The following is a 16711-nucleotide window of genomic DNA, read 5'->3' as shown; positions in this document are numbered from 1 at the left end:
ATAATCTTTAAGTGTATAATTATACAAATCGAAAATAAAATAAGAAACCTTAAGTTTAAGGTATTTCTGAGATATGAATATAATAGATAAAAATAGCCTAACTAAATATCAAAGATACTGGCTTAATGATGCCAAAAATTTAGTTACCAGCTTAACAGATTTTTTTGGAGAAATAACTTTAGATAAAATCTCTCAACAATTTTATAAAACTAATCAATTTGAAAACAAGCTATTAAATATAGAAAATGCTTTAATTAGACAAATCACATTATCAAGTGATAGCAAAACATTAATTTTTGCTAGAACCATAATCCCTAAAAATACTTACGAAATATTTACCCAAGAACTCAATGATCTTGGTAACAAACCTATTGGGGATAATCTTTTATTTGATAAATCCAAGTTTAATAGAAATGAATTTATCATACGAAAATTATCTAGTAAAGATTTCTTTGATGAAACAAACAGAGAATTTATAAAAGAAGTTTATTCACGTAGCTCAATATTTGAATATAAAAAATTTAAAAACTTAAAATTTTTAATTACAGAATATTTTTTAGTACTACCGGATAAATACCATGCTTAATACAAAAAAAATAAATGCTTATATAATGTTAATGCGCCTCCACCGCCCTATCCCAATTTTATTAATATTATGGCCAACCCTTACAGCATTAATCATAGCTAGCCATGGTTTACCCAGTTTAAAACTTCTTGTGATTTTCACTATAGGAGTTGTAATTATGCGTACAATTGGTTGTATCATTAACGATATTGCTGATATTGATTTTGATAAACACGTAGCTCGTACAAATACTAGGCCATTAACAAGTGGTAAGTTAGATATAAAAAATGCAATATGGTTGTGTGTTAGCCTTATATTAGTAGCTTTTATTTGTGTGCTTTTTTTGAATATCTATACGATTTTGCTATCTTTTATAGCTTTATTTCTAGCTTTGCTATATCCATTTTGTAAAAGATTTTTTGTAATACCTCAGCTAGTACTAGGGTTAACATTTAACTTTGGAATATTTATGGCATTCTCAGCTACTCAAAATAATATCCCTACAGAAGCTTGGATATTTTACTTATCAACTATTTGTTGGACTATCGCTTATGATACCGTATACGCTCTAGCTGATAGAGAATACGACTTAGAGATTGGCATCAACTCATCTGCTGTATTTTTTGGGGAAAATGTATTTAGGTATATTTTTTTATTTAATTTTTTGTCTTTAATATTTCTTTGTATTATGGGAATTTACTGTAACTTTAATATAATCTTCTACATTGGAATAATCATTTGTGCGACCTTTTTTATTCGAAACTTTCTTCTTTATAGAAAATTAGGTATAGCCAACTGCATAAAAGCTTTTTCAGATAACCACTGGATTGGTTTAATTATACTTATTGTGACATTATTACAATATATCTGAATATGCTATAAAATATTTATAACTCCATAAAATAGATTAGACATATGTCAAAAGTATTACAATCATATGCAAGAATCTCCAGCTGGTTCAATGAGAACCGTAGCCGAGAGTTATTTGAAAAAAATTGGCTAGATAAAGCTAACTGCCATCTAAGCCCTCGAGCAAGTATTTTAGATTTAGGATGTGGCATGGGAGAACCAATAACAGAATACCTGTTTAATAATAACTTTAAAATCACTGGTGTTGATAATTGTGATAAACTTATAGAGCTAGCGAAAAATAATCTACCTAGTGTGAATTTTTTAGTTAAAGATATGCGGCATATATCTTTTAACCATAAATTTGATTTTATAATAGCTTGGAATAGCTTCTTTCATCTATCTCAAAACGATCAAAGAAAAATGTTTAACGTCTTCAAAAAGCACTTAAACCATAATGGCGTATTAATGTTTACTTCTGGACCTAAAGCTGGAGAGGTTTGGAGCAATAATGGTAGTGAAAACCTTTATCATGCTTCATTATCTCCTGATGAGTATAAAAGTCTTTTAACAAAAAACTATTTCAGGCTAATTGATTATAAGCTAAATGATAAAAACTGTAATGATCATTCAGTATGGTTAGCAAAATACAAGAACGTATGAAAATTAACAAAAATTAGTATTCTAACTTTAATAAAAATATTGATTTTAATATCTCTAAACTTTATTCTAGATAATTACTTATATAATAAAACTAACAAATTATGAACTTATTCATTGGAGCAATATTAGGCTTTATATCAGTAGTTTTTGGTGCTTATGCTGAACATGGTCTAAAAACTCAACTATCAACACAATATTTTGATTTTTTAATGACTGCTGTACGCTATAACCAACTTTACGCTATTATTATCAGTGGACTCGGCATTGCATTTTTAACCAATCAAAAGCTTGCTAATAATATTATATTAAAAATTACCAATCTGCTATTTATATTAGGCTTACTGCTTTTTAGTTTTAGCATATATTTTTTTATATTATTTAATATTCCAGTGGTACTAAGGCTAACGCCATTAGGAGGGAGCATCCTTATGCTAGGATGGATTAGCCTTGCTATTAGTGGACTTTTATTGGCTAAGAATGGTCCTACTAAAGCTTAAATACTGCAAACTAGTGGAGATGAAAATTTTAACTATGTATATTGAGATATTGCGCATTAATAGAACTCATTGAATTGCAAATAACTTATCAAATAATGTACTTTTACTACAAAACAAAACTGTATATCTCAATTTAATACAATATTACTTGCGCTAAAGATTAAAACCATTAAATACCTATACTATATGACTATGTAATACATAAGAATATTTTCTACATTTTTGAAATAGGAAAGATAAAAATGCTTTTATGATTCATCAAAAGAGTGCTCATTTAAAACAATTTCAAGAGCAGAGGACTACTTTAGTTAAAAATATTAAAAAAATCTATTCTTATCAAACTAGAATACATTGATACCTAAAAAAGTTAGAATACACTGTCAATTAAAAAATATAGACTAAAAAGTAATAGAAAAAAATTAAATAAATCATCAAGGCTGCAGTACTACTAATTATTTTTTTATATATGTAAATCAGTTGACTTATATAATACTTATTAAAAATATATATAATTTAAAAGAAAATCGCTTTTCTCCAAAAATTATGAAAGTTATAATATTTCACTCAATTAAAAATCTCTAGCCTCGATATTAACTTTCAAATTCAAATTAATATATAATCTAATATAATCATGACTTGTATAAAACACTATAATAAAATTTAGGATATTTTATGGAACTAGATATTAAATACCATGCAGCAGAAAATCTTTTCAGATCATTCTGGATAAATCTATTAGAAACGGAACTTACCAGCAAAAAATCAGATAGTCATCAAGTAATTGAAATAGATAATGATCAAATACTCTATTTTGATGATTTTGACATAGAAATAGAACTACTTCCCAATACAAAAAACAAATCTATGAAACTAAGGCTTGGCGATAGTGTATACAATAACTTAAAAGAAAAATATCTTATCGTAAATGATATAGAGACAATCTCTCCAGATGATGAATTCCCTTTCATTACAGAAACTACATTTACAATAAGAGATTTAAAAAAAGGGACTAGATTTTTCTCCATAGTTAAGAAATATCGTGGTATATAAATAAACACCTTACTTAAAATCTATATAATTAAAATATATTTTTAAAACCAACTTGCTTTATATCTTTAGCAAAAACTAACAACTGCTTTAAATTAACCAATCTGAGGAAAAACAAAATACTTTGCTGAACGAATATTTTGACAATAATCTGGAACTAAATGATGATTATTCAACATTTGTTGATACTCACCACTTTGTTCTAAAACCTTCATAACCCCCTCAATCATAAATTTATGTAATGATTGAGGGGGTGCTCGATTAACTGAATATGCAAAATAAGCACCTAAACATGGTGCATAAAATATCATAGATGTATATCCAGGTGTCAACCCAGGTGTAAACCAAATTAATCCAGTAGGTGTATTCATACGAAAGGTACCTAAAGCATAAGCCATTTGAGTTTGCTTTTCAGGAATTACCCCCTCCTCAGTTGTACGCCAATTTGTATTATCTCGAAGTAGTAGGTTTTCTTCTGAAATATGCTTCATCCAGCGCACCATATTTGAAGGATTTGAAACTAAAGCACCGGTACTTTGTAGCCAAGAACCATTAATACTGGTCACATTATCTTTATTCTCAAAATAACCTTGAACCATTTGGCCCATAACCTCCTTAGAATAAGGGGTTGGTAAAAAATAAGTTTGCTCTAAGTTTAGTTGACTTGTTAATGAATTAAATAGTGATTTTAGTTTTTGACCTGTAACTTTTTCTAAAATCAACCCAAGTAATACATAGTTAGAATTTGAATAAGACCAACCTTTTCCTGGAGCAAAATTATTAGGGTACCCTTGAGCTATTTCAAGCAACTCTCTCAATGACCATACCTTAGTTGGATTTTTTGCCAGTTTACTCCACCATTCCTTTGATTTATCATAGTCAAAAATTCCTGCTGTTTGATCTAAAAGCTGAATAATACTTATGTTTTTCCAACTTTTATATTGCGGCAATATTTGACCTACAGTACTATTAAGTGAGATTTGTTTTCTTGCTATAGCATTTATAACTAACTGAGCTGTAAAAGTTTTTGTAATACTACCTACTTGAAAAAGATTTAATGATGTAATTTGTTTTTTGTCTTTAAGATTAGTATTACCAACGACAAAGTTCATAGGACTCTTATGATTTGGTAAAATTACAGACATAGATATAGCGCCTATATGGAAACGTTTTTTTGCATCCTCTAAAACAGTTTGTAGCCTAATTGTTTTAATTAGATCTCTATTTTTTATGGCATTACTATCTTTATCATTTTGTAAAGACACTCTTTTAGCTTCATTAAAATCACCTTTACAGCCCAATAAAACAATCACTATACTTATCAACAAAAAGTTTTTAAGTATCCCCATACCTTATACCATCTACTCAAAAATAATTCTAATTATATACAACTAGAAACCGCATTTAAATAAGTTAAGCACCTAGCTTTGATATTGACATATTTATGATATATGAATCAAAATAAACAATTACTTAAATATCTTTTGCTGCTGATAGTGCACTTAGCATCTCTGAAGTTAGATTATTAAATCCTTTTGGAGAATTAGGTGTAAATATAACACTAGACTTCCCAGATTTTGTCATATTTTCAAGTGTATCAAGATATTGATACATCATAACCAATGAAGATACATACTCATTTGACATACCATCTGCAGTGCCTTCTTTGACATCCTCTATAGATCTGCGCAATCCTCTAGCTATAGCCTTACGCTGCTCAGCAATACCCTCACCTAAAAGCTTCATTGACTCCTTCTGCCCTTCTGCCTCTTTGATTTTGATAATCTTATCAGCTTCTGCCTTAGCCTTAGTCGCTTCTAGTTGACGCTGAGCCGCATTAATCTCATTCATAGAACGTTTAACATTCTCTTCAGGATTGATATCAACCACAAGAGATTTGATAATCGTATAGCCATAAGTACTCATTTCTTCAGATAGTTCCTTTTTAATATCTAGAGCTATCGCATCTTTGTTTTCAAAAGATTCATCTAAGCTCATACGAGGCAATGATGATCTAATCACATCAAAAACATAAGATTCCATTTGTGCTCTAGCATTCGTAAGTTTATAAAAAGCATCTACAGCTCTAACCTCCTCGACAAGAAATTGTACCGAAACTTTCATATGTACAAAAACATTATCACGAGTTTTGGTCTCAGCTATTATATCCAGCTGCTGTACCCTCAAGCTCACTCTACCAGCTACTCTATCAATAAATGGTATCCTAAAATTAAGACCAGCTCTTTGTATTCTTACAAACTTACCAAATCTTTCAATTATATTTACAGACTGAGTCTCTACCAAGCTTATCGAAAAAGCCAGTAAAACAACAACCGCAGCAACTAAAAAAAACAACCAAATCATAAACATTATCATCTCCTCTTATAGAGCTTTGACCATAGAAAACTCATAATTATTCTATAGTTATTATTTCACTCTCTAATTAAATATATTTAACTAGAATAAAAATATTTCACACCCCTCTTAATCTAGTATAGACAAAATTACTATGTCTTTTTTTAAAATTTGTGGATTTTTTTCGAATGGACGAAAACATTCAAAATGTAACACTATTTTATGCGGAATTTTTCTAAATTTTTTTGTAAGCTTAAGTTTAAAATTATCCATCCCTCCCCATTTAGAATGCTCAATATCAACACTATCGTGCTCATAACCACTATCATCTATATAATCATAATCTGGAGGTACCAAAAACCATCTATACCCATCAGTAGAATCTACAGGTAATCCTATATCAAAAGTATAATGTTTATTGTCTAAGATAATCGGTTTTTTATATAGCTCATCAATATCTATTTGTGCCATATCTGCCATGCTTAAAGCTGGGTTTAATATCAAAAGTATTATTAAAATTCTAAATATATGCTGCATATCACAAATACAATCTTATCATCTAGATAAAATTATTATACAATTACAGCTGTTACAAATATACATATTAGTTTTAATAAAATGGCACTCGAAAAATTTGAACTTGAATTGGTATCTTTTAAAGATATTACTGATAATGTTAGACACTTTGTTTTTAAAAGGACTGATGGAAAGCCTCTTAACTTTGTTGCTGGGCAATTTATTACGTTTTTATTAGAAGGTGAAGAAGAAAAACTAAAACGCAGAAGCTATAGCTTAGGCTCTCTGCCATCAGATAACATGCTTTTAGAAGTTGGTATAACTTACGTAAAAGGTGGTATAGCCTCAGAAACTTTCTTTAATATGAAAATAGGTGAAACTGCTGCTGCTATGGGACCTGCAGGTAGGCTTATACTTAAAGATGAAGAAATTAGAAAACTTATTTTAGTAGGTACAGGTACTGGAATAGTTCCTTACAAGTCAATGTTTCCGAAACTTTTAGAAAAAGCTAATAATACTGAGATTCACATTCTGTTGGGTGTACAGTATCGCAAAGATGCTCTTTACCAAGAAGATTTCATAGAGTTTGCAAAAAAACATCCTAACATTGATTTTAAACTTTGCTTAAGTAGAGAAACAGAAAATCTTAAATATTATGAAATTTCAGGATATGTGCAACACCAATTTGAAAAAATTGACCTTAACCCTGAGAAAGATATTATTTATGTTTGTGGTAATCCAAATATGATTGATCAATCATATGAAATGCTTACAAATGCGGGCTTTGGTCCTAAAAGTGTACGTAGAGAAAAATATATTTCTTCGAATTAAACTTGATACTGTAAGTAAATTAAGATACAATATTTGAGCTATTATATTTACGGGATATGGTGCTTAGATGAGATAGTCTGGGTGGCGATATCATATTATAAAAATAAGGAAACTAACAAAATGAGACAAGAAATTCACCCAAAATATGCTGAAATAAAAGTAACTTGTAGCTGTGGCAATGCTTTTACTACAAAATCAACTTCAGGTAAAGAAACTATGAACATCGATATTTGTTCTCAATGCCATCCATTCTATACTGGTAAGCAAAGAATTGTAGATACAGCTGGACGTGTTGATAAATTCAACAAAAGGTTTGGTGGAATTAAGAAAGTATAATTATTTTCTTATTTATATCAAAATATTGAAGCCAGCCTCGTGCTGGTTTTTTCATATCTAAATAATTCTATAATTTGTTTATTGAATTAAATTATAGAATCTATCACCTACATCACTACTCACATAAGCCCATACTGCTGCAACTACAGCATAAACACCTACCCAACCTATTTAGAAAAAAAGATATTTAATGCTTTCCTATATAAAAGAAAGAAACGTTGCTTAATCTTGTAATCAAATTCTTTTTGACTATCTGTCTGCATTTTTTTTAATTTATTAATTAAATCTAGTGGCTGACAATATCTCAACGTATCTGGATCTATATATTTGGGATATAAAATATATACCCCAGCAATTAACTGCTCAAGAGTTAATTTACGCGATCTTCTCGCTTGTATTTGCTTATCATAAGTTAAGCCCCAACCAGCATAAAATGGCACTCCATAGGTAATTATTTTTTTATTATACAACAATCCTTCAAAGCCAACTAATGAAGTTATTGTATGAACCTCATTGATTGATTTTAACAATGACGGAACTGAAGTGTCACAAATTATAGCATCACAATACAAATAAGCTTTTTGACTACTCACACATCCTTTACGATTCCCACTTAGAACATCTGGGTGGGGCTTATAAATAATATATGCTGTTGGATTTTCAGCTCTAACCTTCTTAAGCAAATCAATATTTGTAACTATATCAATACCACCATATTTAATCGAAGCGTCACTTTCAACTTGACCTGGTACTAATATTTTAACCTTATTAGGCAATACGCCTATATCCTTATGCGGAGTACTATAGTTAATCTGATAATATTGTGCTAAAGACGTGAGTAATAGCATCAGATAAATTATCAAAAGAATTATTTACTTTTCTTAAAATTCTTTTAAAATTGGCCCAAATTTTTTCTATAGGATTTAAATCAGGAGAATAAGCAGGAAGGTATAGTATCTGTATATCAAACTTCTCTGCTATTTTAGCCAATTTAGGAGACTTATGAAAACTAGCATTATCCATAACAACAGTAGTCTTTGGAATTAACTCAGGACATAAATGCTCTTCAAACCACTGATTAAGAATTTGAGTATCTGTATATCCAGTATACTCTAGCGGTGCTATAATCTTCTTTTCTAAATAGTTATAACCAGCAACTATACTTTTTCTCTGAGTTTGATAAGCAATAACTTCACCATAGCTAGGTTTACCAACAAGAGACCATCCTCTTAGTACAGACTGTTTATTATCCATACCCATTTCATCTAAATATACAAGTTTGTTAGGTTCAATAGTCTCAACAACCTCTATAAAACTTTGCCTATCTTGTTCTTTTCTTTGCTTATATTTAGGTGTCTTTTTTTAAAACTAAAACCAAGTCTGGTAAGACAATCATAAAATGTGCTTCTAGGTATTTCAGGAGCTAATGCTTCTCTAATATCTAAAGCCATTGCATCTGGATATGTTCTTAAGTAGCTTTCTATCGCTTCCTTATCTGTAAAGGTTGCTACTCTACCGCAACCCAAGCCTTGCTTAGATTTATAATCACCAGTTGTCTCGTATAAGTTTATCCAAGATCTAGTAGTACGGATATCTATATTAAAAAAATTACTTAGCTCTTTGTCTGTTAGGCCTTCTTTATATTTAGTTATTACGATATCTCTGAAATCTTGGCTATATGATGACATTTTTTCTAAATATTATAACATTATTGTCAAATAACTATCGGATTAACTATAGCACTGTTTAGGTGGTATATAATACCTAGCTATATACCCATCCAATGAAATTTTATCATTTGCTAAAAGTTCTTTTTCTGCATCAACAGACTTAACTACTTGCTCTTTTAATTTAGATTCTACTTCTTCAGAAATCTTAAAATTTCTAAATTCTTTTGATACATTTTTAGAAATCTCTAAAGCAAAGTTTTTATACCCTTTCTGCTTTGCAATATCAACTATTCTCGCTGATGGTGTTTTAGATACATCTAGTACTTTTTGCTTTTCAGCTTTAACTGCTTCTAAATACTCTTGTGGCATTTTTTCAGCTATACTTTCTATTTTTTCAAATAGTTCTAGTGCATAATCCTTCAATAGCACTTTATCACCACTCTCAAGTTTATGGAGTTTAAGCTCTGGATTACGCCCATCTATAGCAACTGCTGTTAAATTTTCTTTAGCGAACTTAATAGAAGCTCTATCATATTTTTTTGATTTTTCTTCTAAACAAGCCATCAACATTGCTTCTATAAAAAGAGCTGTGTTTTTACTTATTCCATTAACAGAAAAAGGATCAACATCCAATACTCTTACTTCTATATATTCAACCCCTCTATTATACAAAGCGCAAGCAGGCCTTTCACATCGTTCAGCAATTTGCTTAGGTCTAATTGCACTATAATACTCATTTTCGATCTGTAAAATACTTTCATTAAGTTGAATCCTTTCACCTTGATTATCATACAAACCAATAGACTCATATTCATCAAAAACCTCTCCTGTAGCATGTATTAAGTCTTTCACATAGGAGTTAACATCATTATATGAGATTGATAAATCTTTTTGAGCTGGACTTGTATAGCCAAGATCACTCATCCTAAGGCTTGTAGCATATTTTCCTAGATAAAACTCATCATCTAAATCTACCAAATATTTAGGCTTGTTTTCAACTGATGTTTTCGCACATATTGGGCTAGATCCAAATAAATATGGTAATAACCACATAAATTCAAAATAGTTATTTATAACACCAAAATATATATCCGATACTGAAACATTTTTTTCAACTGCTTTAGTATTAAGTAACTTCTTATCAAAAGAAAAATTATAATGAATACCTGCAATAATCTGCATAATCTTACCATATCTAGCTGATAAGCCTTTACGATAAACTTGTTTCATTCTACCTGAGTTCGATTTACCAAAATCTGCCTCTTTTATTTCACTTTCGCTAACTACTAATGGCATACTTATATTGAGAATAATTTCATCCGCTGGCATATTTTGCAAAGTAAAAGCGCTTAAAGAATCCAAATCCTCAAAAACACTGTTAATACTAGTATGAGGGGTAGTTATTAGTTCAAGCAAACTCTCGGAGAAATCAACCGTAATGCTATCATTTGTTAATTTATGTCCTAATCTACTCGGATGATGTGATTGAACTAAATTCCCATCCTTGCTAACACGCAACGTTTCTCTCTCTATACCACGAAGGTTATTTAACTGTTTTAAGTTATACATATTTACCTTAAATAATTATTCCACGAACAATTATAGATTAGTTGCATCTAGAGCTCTACATTTTTTAAAGACTTTAATCCGCCTAATATCAGCATTACTATCAAATATGTAATAACCCCAACAGCAACCATAATAGATATACTCTTAAGCCTATCAAACATTGATAATGCAATCCAATAACTATCACTTAAGTTAAATAATTTTAATACTAAAACCATACAGATACATGCTATGAAAGCTTTAACCAAAGTACTAAGGTGTAAATATATCCCTACAAACATTTTGAAACTAAACTCTACAACAAATAAAAGCTGAACAAATAAGTTTATAACTGCAACTCCTGAGCTGACTATTGCTAAATATATAAAAGCATATTTATCAGTAGCAAAAAAATATACTACAAAACCGTCTAATACAAGAGTCACAGCCAAACATACCAAACCCACATAAAAAACAACCATGGTTTTATTCTGAGCATATAAAGCAGATACTATAACTCGTACTACCACATAACAAAACAACGATAATAAATACCCCAACATAGCTAAAGCTGTACAATTAACATCATTCAAACTAAACTTACCATAAAAAAATAATGTTATTACAATAGGCTTAATCAATACATACAGCCCTATGATAGCAGGTATAGTTACAACTAGCACAAACCTTACAATCCAAGCTAAAGTTTTAAAAAATTGAGCTTTATCTTTTTTACAATTTATTAGATACGGGATCACTACAGTTGCTATAGCTGTACCAAAAACCCCATACAAAAACTGATTTACTCTATCTGCATAATACAACCAAGCTAAGCTTCCAGATATTAAAAAAGAAGCAAAAAATGTCTCAACTAATCCATTAATTTGTAATATTGCCGTACCAAAAAAGGCCGATGGAAATTTTTTTAAAAAAAACTTAGATCTTTTATCTCTAAATAATATAATATCCCTATCAATATTTAATTTGCCTAAAAGCTTTAAAAGAGAATAGCCACCTACACAGATCTGTATTAATCCTGCTATTAAAACACCATACGCAACGCTATAAATAGGAACAACAAACCTCGAGGAAATAATAATACCTATTATCATCACTATATTTAAAACAATAGGTAATAAAGATGATATCAAATAACGACTATAACTATTTAATATAGCGGCTATAAGTCCCATAATACAATTAAACAATACATAAGGTATCATAATAACAAACATTGTTTTTACAAGCTTCAAAATAGCCTTATTATCTACTAAGCCATAAGCATATATATTAACTAGAGCATTACTAAAAATAATAGCTACTAATGTAACTAATAGCATAAACAATGCCATGAAATAAAGTATTGTTATTATAAATTTCTTTTCCTGATCCGATTTGTTTCCTTTTAAATATGGATTTATAATTTGCGTCAATACCCCAGAAGATGTAACTTTACGCATAAATTCAGGAAATCTAAAAGCAATAAGAAAAGCTTGTAATGATGAAGTACTACCAAAAAAACTTGCTAATAATAAGTCCCTAAAAAAACCTAGAGATTTAGATAAAAATAGACAGATTGAAACTATTAAACTATTTGAAAAAAATTTTTTCATTTTATAAAGAATTAATTGCTATTGAGGTGCTACTATACTCTGCCAATGGCTTCTAAGGCTATTTTCCTCTTTAGTAGCTAACTTAAGTTCAGCTTCAGATAATTTAATCTTTGCTAGTTTTTCTTGAGCTTCTTTAATATTTCTATCTGAAATATCTGGTCGACAATATTCACTAAATTGACTCCAAAACTTAAGCTCTGGGTTTTTAAACAAAGAAATAGCCTCATCAAGATAAGCATACTTAGCCACAGGGTTATCAGTTAAATCTGACATAACTACAAAAGCTGGAGCATAAGGCTGCATTACTGCTTCACGAGCATATTTATAAGCTAATTTCTTATCTCCTTTAATAATATATGCTTTTGCTAAACCAACTTCCACAGGAGATATATGGTCTATCTGATATGCTCTTTGATACCAATCAAGAGCCCTATTTATATCTTTTGGCAAACCTGCTTGTCCTTTCAAATAGGTATCACCTATTAATGTCCTACCTTGAGATATACAATATGGATATTGTTTAATAAAATTCTGCTCATTTCTTACTAAAAAGGCTGTGCGAGCATCTAAACTTCCATTAGCTACAGCTAGCTTATACCATTTAAAAGCTTTAGCAAAATTTGCTCCAGGAATTTTACCAGATCTAACATAAAAGTTACCCAGCTGATTTTGTGCTACCGCATAGCCTAAATTAGCTGATTTTATTATATATTTTAGACCTTCGTACTGCCCGACCTTAATATCATCAGAACCAAAGAAATATAATTCGCCAATTAAATAAACTAGATAAGAATATGACTTATGCCCTTCAGGATCTGTTGGTACACCATTTTTCTCATAAAAATCAACAGCCCATAATGCCTCAGTAAGAGCCGTCTTATCGCTCTTATCAAGTTGTATATTCGCCTCAGCAAGCAAACCTGTTGCTCTAGCATCAGTCTTCATATAAGGCTTACATGACTCTAATACTTTTTCATAATCCTTTTCAACCCCATCATTATAACATTCCTCTAAAGTTGCATACGATAAGTTAAAAAAAAGCGCTAATACAAAAGCAACTATAAATCTAGCTTTCATCCATTTCTCCCATACTATATATAGATCTAACAATTAAAAATACTTATTTAAAGAGTATGATATACTTTTATGCTAGATTCTTAAATATTATTCAGTAAAAAATAACAACTCTACCTTCAACTGAGTATTTTATATGAATCGTGGTTGCTTTAGCTGGCAAAATACCTTTACCTTTCTCTGGCCATTCAACAAAACAAATACCTCTACCATTAAAATAGTCACGTACACCTATCCATTCTAACTCTTCTGGATCAGCCAACCTATATAGATCAAAATGGTAAATATCAAACTCTTCAAACTTATAACTCTCAACAAGGGTGTATGTAGGGCTTTTAACATTACCTTTATAACCCAAAGCCATAAGAATTCCTTTAACAAAGGTAGTCTTACCAGCACCTAGATCTCCATATAAAAATATAGTTTTCCCTGGTTGTAACTCACTAACATACTGTTTAGCAAGTTCAAGCATTTGTGATTCACTATTAACTATTAATTTTTTCATATTCTTTTATAAATTCTCCAGCCAAAACAAAGGATCCAAAAACCACTGTTACAATATTTTTTTTAGATAAATAAACACTACTTAGATCTTTATTATAATCAACTCTTATAATCTGCTGAGATTTAAAACTTTGTTTTATTAGGCTTATATCAAGCGCTCTTGAGTCGATACATTTAAGATCAATCACATCCCACTTATATATATATGGTTTAGCCACCGATATTACATCATCGATATCCTTACTGGCTAATATACCAAATATTGCTTCATACCTTATATTTCTGCCACCAAACTCCTCTTCTAAACGTTCAAACAAATGTTTAACCGATGCGGAGTTATGAGCAACATCTACGACAACATAGCTATTATTAATTTTATCATTTTTTCGAATTAGAAACCTCGCATTTGCTCTTATATGTTCTAGATTTGGCACATATGATATTTGCATTTTATTAAATAGATAATCAGCTATAGCCATGGCTATATTATAACTATGAGCAAAACAATGTTTATAGCTATAATTATATTTATTCTCACTAATTTCAGCACCAGCAACTTTTGCATAATAATACACACTTCGCGGCATTTCTGAACCTAGAAATAAAGGGACTCCCTTTCTTGATATACCTGCTTTTTCAACTCCTATTTTATCAAGAGTATCACCAAGCAGCTCACAATGATCAAAATCTATATTAGTAATTGCTGTGATATCAGCATCTATAATATTCGCAGTATCAAGACGACCGCCGATGCCAACCTCAAGCAATAAATAGTCCACTTCTACTTTCTGAGAATACATACAAGCACACAAAAATGCAATCTGATAGTATGTAAGTCTATACTCTACAGTTAGCTCGTCCAGTCTCTCAAGCAATTCAAGCAATACACTATCACTTATAGGTTTCTTATTTAGAGCTATTCTCTCATTAAATCTAAAAACATGTGGGGAAGTATGGCTTAGAACATTTTTACTATTTGCAACAAGCAATTCTTCAAGCATAGTTACCGTAGTACCTTTGCCATTAGTGCCTGCTATAGTTACTACTTTAAATTTTTTTGCAAAATTAAATTTTCCAAGAATAAATAATAAATCTTGAAAATTACAACAAAGAGCATCAACTTTAGCCATCATTTTAGAAATTTTAGCTTCGACACTCATATTAAAATACAAATCTAAACTTGCTCTTCTTCAGACTTATATTCCAAAGCTTGAGAATAATTAAGTTTAACAATATTAGGCATCAGCTTATCTATAATCTTAGCAACCTCGCCTCTAAGATTTCTACGATCAACAATCATATCAACCATACCTTTTTCTACCAAAAACTCACTTCTCTGAAAACCTTCTGGTAGTTTTTCTCTTACTGTTTGCTCAATTATTCTAGGACCAGCAAAACCTATTAAAGCTTTTGGTTCAGCGATATGAACATCTCCAAGCATTGCTAAAGATGCGGAAACACCTCCTGTTGTAGGGTCAGTCAATATAACTAAATATGGAAGTTTAGCTTCTGCAAGTTTTTTTAGTGCTGCACTTGTTTTTGACATCTGCATTAGTGAGAATAGAGATTCTTGCATCCTAGCTCCACCACTTGCAGTAAAGCATATAAATGGTACTTTTTTCTCCATAGCTAGCTTAACACCACGCACAAATTTCTCACCAACTACTGACCCCATTGAACCACCAAGAAACATAAAATTAAATGCCGCAGCAATTACAGGAAACCCTTTAACTGTTCCTTCCATCACAACCAAAGCATCTTGTTCCTCAGTTTTCTTCTGAGCTTGAGATAATCTATCCTTATATGCTTTTGTATCTTTAAATTTAAGCATATCAACAGGGGTAATATTTGCAAAATGCTCACTTGAACTATTTCTATCCAAAAATATATTCAATCGATGCCTTGCAGATATTCTATAGTGGTAGTTACAATTTGGACATACAGACTTATTATTATGTAATTCTTCTGAATACAATGTTATCTGGCAACTTGGACATTGACTCCAAATACCTGAAGGCATATCTTTTTTTTGTGCACTTAAGCCTAGACTTCTGCCTATTACTCTAGTTAACCAACTCATTTCCCTATCTCCTTCTAAAAAATTAAGATTAATTGCTAGTTTTAGCCAAAAATCTCTATATCGCTAAAGAAATATCTGATTTCTTGTGCTGCAGTAGCTTCTGCATCTGAACCATGGACAGCATTAGCATCAATACTATCAGCAAAATCAGCTCGAATAGTCCCTACAGCTGCCTCTTTAGGGTTTGTAGCTCCCATTAGTTCACGATTTTTACTAATAGCATTATCACCTTCAAGCACTTGAATCATAACAGGACCAGAAATCATAAATTCTACTAATGCACTAAAGAAAGGTCTTTCCTTATGCACAGCATAAAAACCTTCAGCTTCAGCTTTTGATAAATGTTTCATTTTAGAAGCCACTATTTTTAAACCAGATTTTTCAAAGCGGCTATAAATTTCACCTATTACATTTTTTTGTACTGCATCTGGCTTTATTATTGACAAAGTTTTTTGATTACTCATTTTATTTATATACTCCAATAGTTAATTAACTCAGATTATAGCATTTTTATTAATAAAATATCAAAAATTCCCATATCTAAATTAAGATTTTTTAACTAT

19 protein-coding genes are annotated in these 16711 nt (G+C 30.4%); 7 read left to right on the top strand and 12 right to left on the bottom strand.

Annotation, left to right across the window (positions count from 1 at the left end):
- Positions 1 to 73 precede the first annotated feature (73 nt).
- From ACR0PV_RS01735 to ACR0PV_RS01715, 5 genes are all read left to right on the top strand, one after another.
- A complete protein-coding gene (locus tag ACR0PV_RS01735; RefSeq protein WP_488173325.1) occupies positions 74 to 586 on the top strand; it encodes a chorismate--pyruvate lyase family protein in 513 nt (170 codons plus the stop codon).
- Positions 579 to 1436, top strand: coding sequence for a 4-hydroxybenzoate octaprenyltransferase (gene ubiA, locus ACR0PV_RS01730; protein WP_488173324.1), 858 nt, complete (start codon positions 579 to 581; stop codon positions 1434 to 1436). The genes ACR0PV_RS01735 and ubiA overlap by 8 nt, the downstream gene beginning before the upstream one ends.
- Positions 1437 to 1480: 44 nt before the next feature.
- Positions 1481 to 2077, top strand: a complete 597-nt coding sequence (locus ACR0PV_RS01725) for a class I SAM-dependent methyltransferase (RefSeq protein WP_488173323.1) — start codon at positions 1481 to 1483, stop codon at positions 2075 to 2077.
- A gap of 101 nt (positions 2078 to 2178) precedes the next feature.
- Positions 2179 to 2574: a DUF423 domain-containing protein gene (locus ACR0PV_RS01720; protein ID WP_488173322.1), complete on the top strand. Its 396-nt coding sequence runs from the start codon at positions 2179 to 2181 to the stop codon at positions 2572 to 2574.
- 672 nt (positions 2575 to 3246) lie between these two features.
- Positions 3247 to 3624, top strand: a complete 378-nt coding sequence (locus ACR0PV_RS01715; RefSeq protein WP_488173321.1) for a hypothetical protein — start codon at positions 3247 to 3249, stop codon at positions 3622 to 3624.
- A gap of 92 nt (positions 3625 to 3716) precedes the next feature.
- On the opposite strand, the gene ACR0PV_RS01710 is transcribed toward ACR0PV_RS01715, so the two are convergent.
- The 3 genes from ACR0PV_RS01710 to ACR0PV_RS01700 form a co-directional block, all read right to left on the bottom strand.
- Positions 3717 to 4970 carry a serine hydrolase domain-containing protein gene (locus ACR0PV_RS01710; protein ID WP_488173320.1) on the bottom strand — a complete coding sequence of 418 codons (1254 nt, stop codon included), beginning with the start codon at positions 4968 to 4970 and terminating at the stop codon, positions 3717 to 3719.
- Positions 4971 to 5094: 124 nt separating this feature from the next.
- Positions 5095 to 5991: an SPFH domain-containing protein gene (locus tag ACR0PV_RS01705; RefSeq protein ID WP_488173319.1), complete on the bottom strand. Its 897-nt coding sequence runs from the start codon at positions 5989 to 5991 to the stop codon at positions 5095 to 5097.
- Between the two features lie 114 nt (positions 5992 to 6105).
- Positions 6106 to 6447 carry a hypothetical protein gene (locus tag ACR0PV_RS01700; protein ID WP_488173933.1) on the bottom strand — a complete coding sequence of 114 codons (342 nt, stop codon included), beginning with the start codon at positions 6445 to 6447 and terminating at the stop codon, positions 6106 to 6108.
- A gap of 147 nt (positions 6448 to 6594) precedes the next feature.
- On the opposite strand from ACR0PV_RS01700, the gene ACR0PV_RS01695 reads away from it, so the two are divergent.
- Both ACR0PV_RS01695 and rpmE read left to right on the top strand, forming a co-directional pair.
- The gene (locus tag ACR0PV_RS01695; protein WP_488173318.1) at positions 6595 to 7323 is read left to right on the top strand and encodes a ferredoxin--NADP reductase; all 729 of its coding nucleotides are present in this window, start codon (positions 6595 to 6597) and stop codon (positions 7321 to 7323) included.
- A 120-nt stretch (positions 7324 to 7443) separates the two neighbouring features.
- On the top strand, positions 7444 to 7659 hold the full coding sequence (gene rpmE, locus ACR0PV_RS01690; RefSeq protein WP_488173317.1) for a 50S ribosomal protein L31: 216 nt from the start codon (positions 7444 to 7446) through the stop codon (positions 7657 to 7659).
- A 167-nt stretch (positions 7660 to 7826) separates the two neighbouring features.
- On the opposite strand, the gene ACR0PV_RS01685 is transcribed toward rpmE, so the two are convergent.
- From ACR0PV_RS01685 to ndk, 9 genes are all read right to left on the bottom strand, one after another.
- The gene (locus ACR0PV_RS01685) at positions 7827 to 8507 is read right to left on the bottom strand and encodes a capsular polysaccharide export protein, LipB/KpsS family (RefSeq protein ID WP_488173316.1); all 681 of its coding nucleotides are present in this window, start codon (positions 8505 to 8507) and stop codon (positions 7827 to 7829) included.
- Positions 8467 to 9347, bottom strand: a protein-coding gene (locus ACR0PV_RS01680; protein WP_488172178.1) for an IS630 family transposase whose coding sequence is annotated in 2 segments (ribosomal slippage) — positions 8467 to 9023 and positions 9023 to 9347 — 882 coding nt in all. Because the reading frame shifts where the segments join, the coding sequence is not laid out codon by codon here. Before ACR0PV_RS01680 ends, ACR0PV_RS01685 begins: the two co-directional genes overlap by 41 nt.
- 42 nt (positions 9348 to 9389) lie before the next feature.
- Positions 9390 to 10898 carry a glutamate--cysteine ligase gene (gene gshA / locus ACR0PV_RS01675; protein WP_488173315.1) on the bottom strand — a complete coding sequence of 503 codons (1509 nt, stop codon included), beginning with the start codon at positions 10896 to 10898 and terminating at the stop codon, positions 9390 to 9392.
- 47 nt (positions 10899 to 10945) lie between these two features.
- Complete coding sequence (murJ, locus tag ACR0PV_RS01670) at positions 10946 to 12490, bottom strand: murein biosynthesis integral membrane protein MurJ (RefSeq protein ID WP_488173314.1); 1545 nt, start codon at positions 12488 to 12490, stop codon at positions 10946 to 10948.
- 18 nt (positions 12491 to 12508) lie between these two features.
- The gene (locus tag ACR0PV_RS01665; protein ID WP_488173313.1) at positions 12509 to 13567 is read right to left on the bottom strand and encodes a tetratricopeptide repeat protein; all 1059 of its coding nucleotides are present in this window, start codon (positions 13565 to 13567) and stop codon (positions 12509 to 12511) included.
- A 91-nt stretch (positions 13568 to 13658) separates the two neighbouring features.
- Complete coding sequence (gene tsaE, locus ACR0PV_RS01660) at positions 13659 to 14069, bottom strand: tRNA (adenosine(37)-N6)-threonylcarbamoyltransferase complex ATPase subunit type 1 TsaE (protein ID WP_488173312.1); 411 nt, start codon at positions 14067 to 14069, stop codon at positions 13659 to 13661.
- Positions 14050 to 15228 (bottom strand): bifunctional folylpolyglutamate synthase/dihydrofolate synthase, encoded by a 1179-nt coding sequence (locus ACR0PV_RS01655; protein ID WP_488173311.1) that lies wholly within the window; start codon positions 15226 to 15228, stop codon positions 14050 to 14052. Before ACR0PV_RS01655 ends, tsaE begins: the two co-directional genes overlap by 20 nt.
- A 14-nt stretch (positions 15229 to 15242) precedes the next feature.
- Positions 15243 to 16148 carry an acetyl-CoA carboxylase, carboxyltransferase subunit beta gene (gene accD, locus ACR0PV_RS01650; RefSeq protein WP_488173310.1) on the bottom strand — a complete coding sequence of 302 codons (906 nt, stop codon included), beginning with the start codon at positions 16146 to 16148 and terminating at the stop codon, positions 15243 to 15245.
- Between the two features lie 41 nt (positions 16149 to 16189).
- Positions 16190 to 16612 carry a nucleoside-diphosphate kinase gene (gene ndk / locus ACR0PV_RS01645; protein ID WP_488173309.1) on the bottom strand — a complete coding sequence of 141 codons (423 nt, stop codon included), beginning with the start codon at positions 16610 to 16612 and terminating at the stop codon, positions 16190 to 16192.
- Between the last annotated feature and the right edge of the window lie 99 nt (positions 16613 to 16711).

It is taken from the genome of Francisella sp. AG1 (assembly GCF_057683165.1).
Note: the sequence above shows the minus strand (reverse complement) of the source record. Positions and strands in the feature narration are given on the sequence as shown.

What these genes read in the sequence shown, in the direction of transcription:
- ACR0PV_RS01665 (WP_488173313.1), bottom strand. Translation starts at nt 13,567, where the DNA reads ATGAAAGCTAGATTTATAGTTGCTTTTGTATTAGCGCTTTTTTTTAAC.
- ACR0PV_RS01705 (WP_488173319.1), bottom strand. Translation starts at nt 5,991, where the DNA reads ATGTTTATGATTTGGTTGTTTTTTTTAGTTGCTGCGGTTGTTGTTTTA.
- ACR0PV_RS01735 (WP_488173325.1), top strand. Translation starts at nt 74, where the DNA reads ATGAATATAATAGATAAAAATAGCCTAACTAAATATCAAAGATACTGG.
- ACR0PV_RS01655 (WP_488173311.1), bottom strand. Translation starts at nt 15,228, where the DNA reads ATGAGTGTCGAAGCTAAAATTTCTAAAATGATGGCTAAAGTTGATGCT.
- ACR0PV_RS01700 (WP_488173933.1), bottom strand. Translation starts at nt 6,447, where the DNA reads ATGGCACAAATAGATATTGATGAGCTATATAAAAAACCGATTATCTTA.
- murJ (WP_488173314.1), bottom strand. Translation starts at nt 12,490, where the DNA reads ATGAAAAAATTTTTTTCAAATAGTTTAATAGTTTCAATCTGTCTATTT.
- ACR0PV_RS01720 (WP_488173322.1), top strand. Translation starts at nt 2,179, where the DNA reads ATGAACTTATTCATTGGAGCAATATTAGGCTTTATATCAGTAGTTTTT.
- rpmE (WP_488173317.1), top strand. Translation starts at nt 7,444, where the DNA reads ATGAGACAAGAAATTCACCCAAAATATGCTGAAATAAAAGTAACTTGT.
- ACR0PV_RS01710 (WP_488173320.1), bottom strand. Translation starts at nt 4,970, where the DNA reads ATGGGGATACTTAAAAACTTTTTGTTGATAAGTATAGTGATTGTTTTA.
- ACR0PV_RS01695 (WP_488173318.1), top strand. Translation starts at nt 6,595, where the DNA reads ATGGCACTCGAAAAATTTGAACTTGAATTGGTATCTTTTAAAGATATT.
- ndk (WP_488173309.1), bottom strand. Translation starts at nt 16,612, where the DNA reads ATGAGTAATCAAAAAACTTTGTCAATAATAAAGCCAGATGCAGTACAA.
- accD (WP_488173310.1), bottom strand. Translation starts at nt 16,148, where the DNA reads ATGAGTTGGTTAACTAGAGTAATAGGCAGAAGTCTAGGCTTAAGTGCA.
- ACR0PV_RS01715 (WP_488173321.1), top strand. Translation starts at nt 3,247, where the DNA reads ATGGAACTAGATATTAAATACCATGCAGCAGAAAATCTTTTCAGATCA.
- gshA (WP_488173315.1), bottom strand. Translation starts at nt 10,898, where the DNA reads ATGTATAACTTAAAACAGTTAAATAACCTTCGTGGTATAGAGAGAGAA.
- ACR0PV_RS01685 (WP_488173316.1), bottom strand. Translation starts at nt 8,507, where the DNA reads ATGCTATTACTCACGTCTTTAGCACAATATTATCAGATTAACTATAGT.
- ubiA (WP_488173324.1), top strand. Translation starts at nt 579, where the DNA reads ATGCTTAATACAAAAAAAATAAATGCTTATATAATGTTAATGCGCCTC.
- tsaE (WP_488173312.1), bottom strand. Translation starts at nt 14,069, where the DNA reads ATGAAAAAATTAATAGTTAATAGTGAATCACAAATGCTTGAACTTGCT.
- ACR0PV_RS01725 (WP_488173323.1), top strand. Translation starts at nt 1,481, where the DNA reads ATGTCAAAAGTATTACAATCATATGCAAGAATCTCCAGCTGGTTCAAT.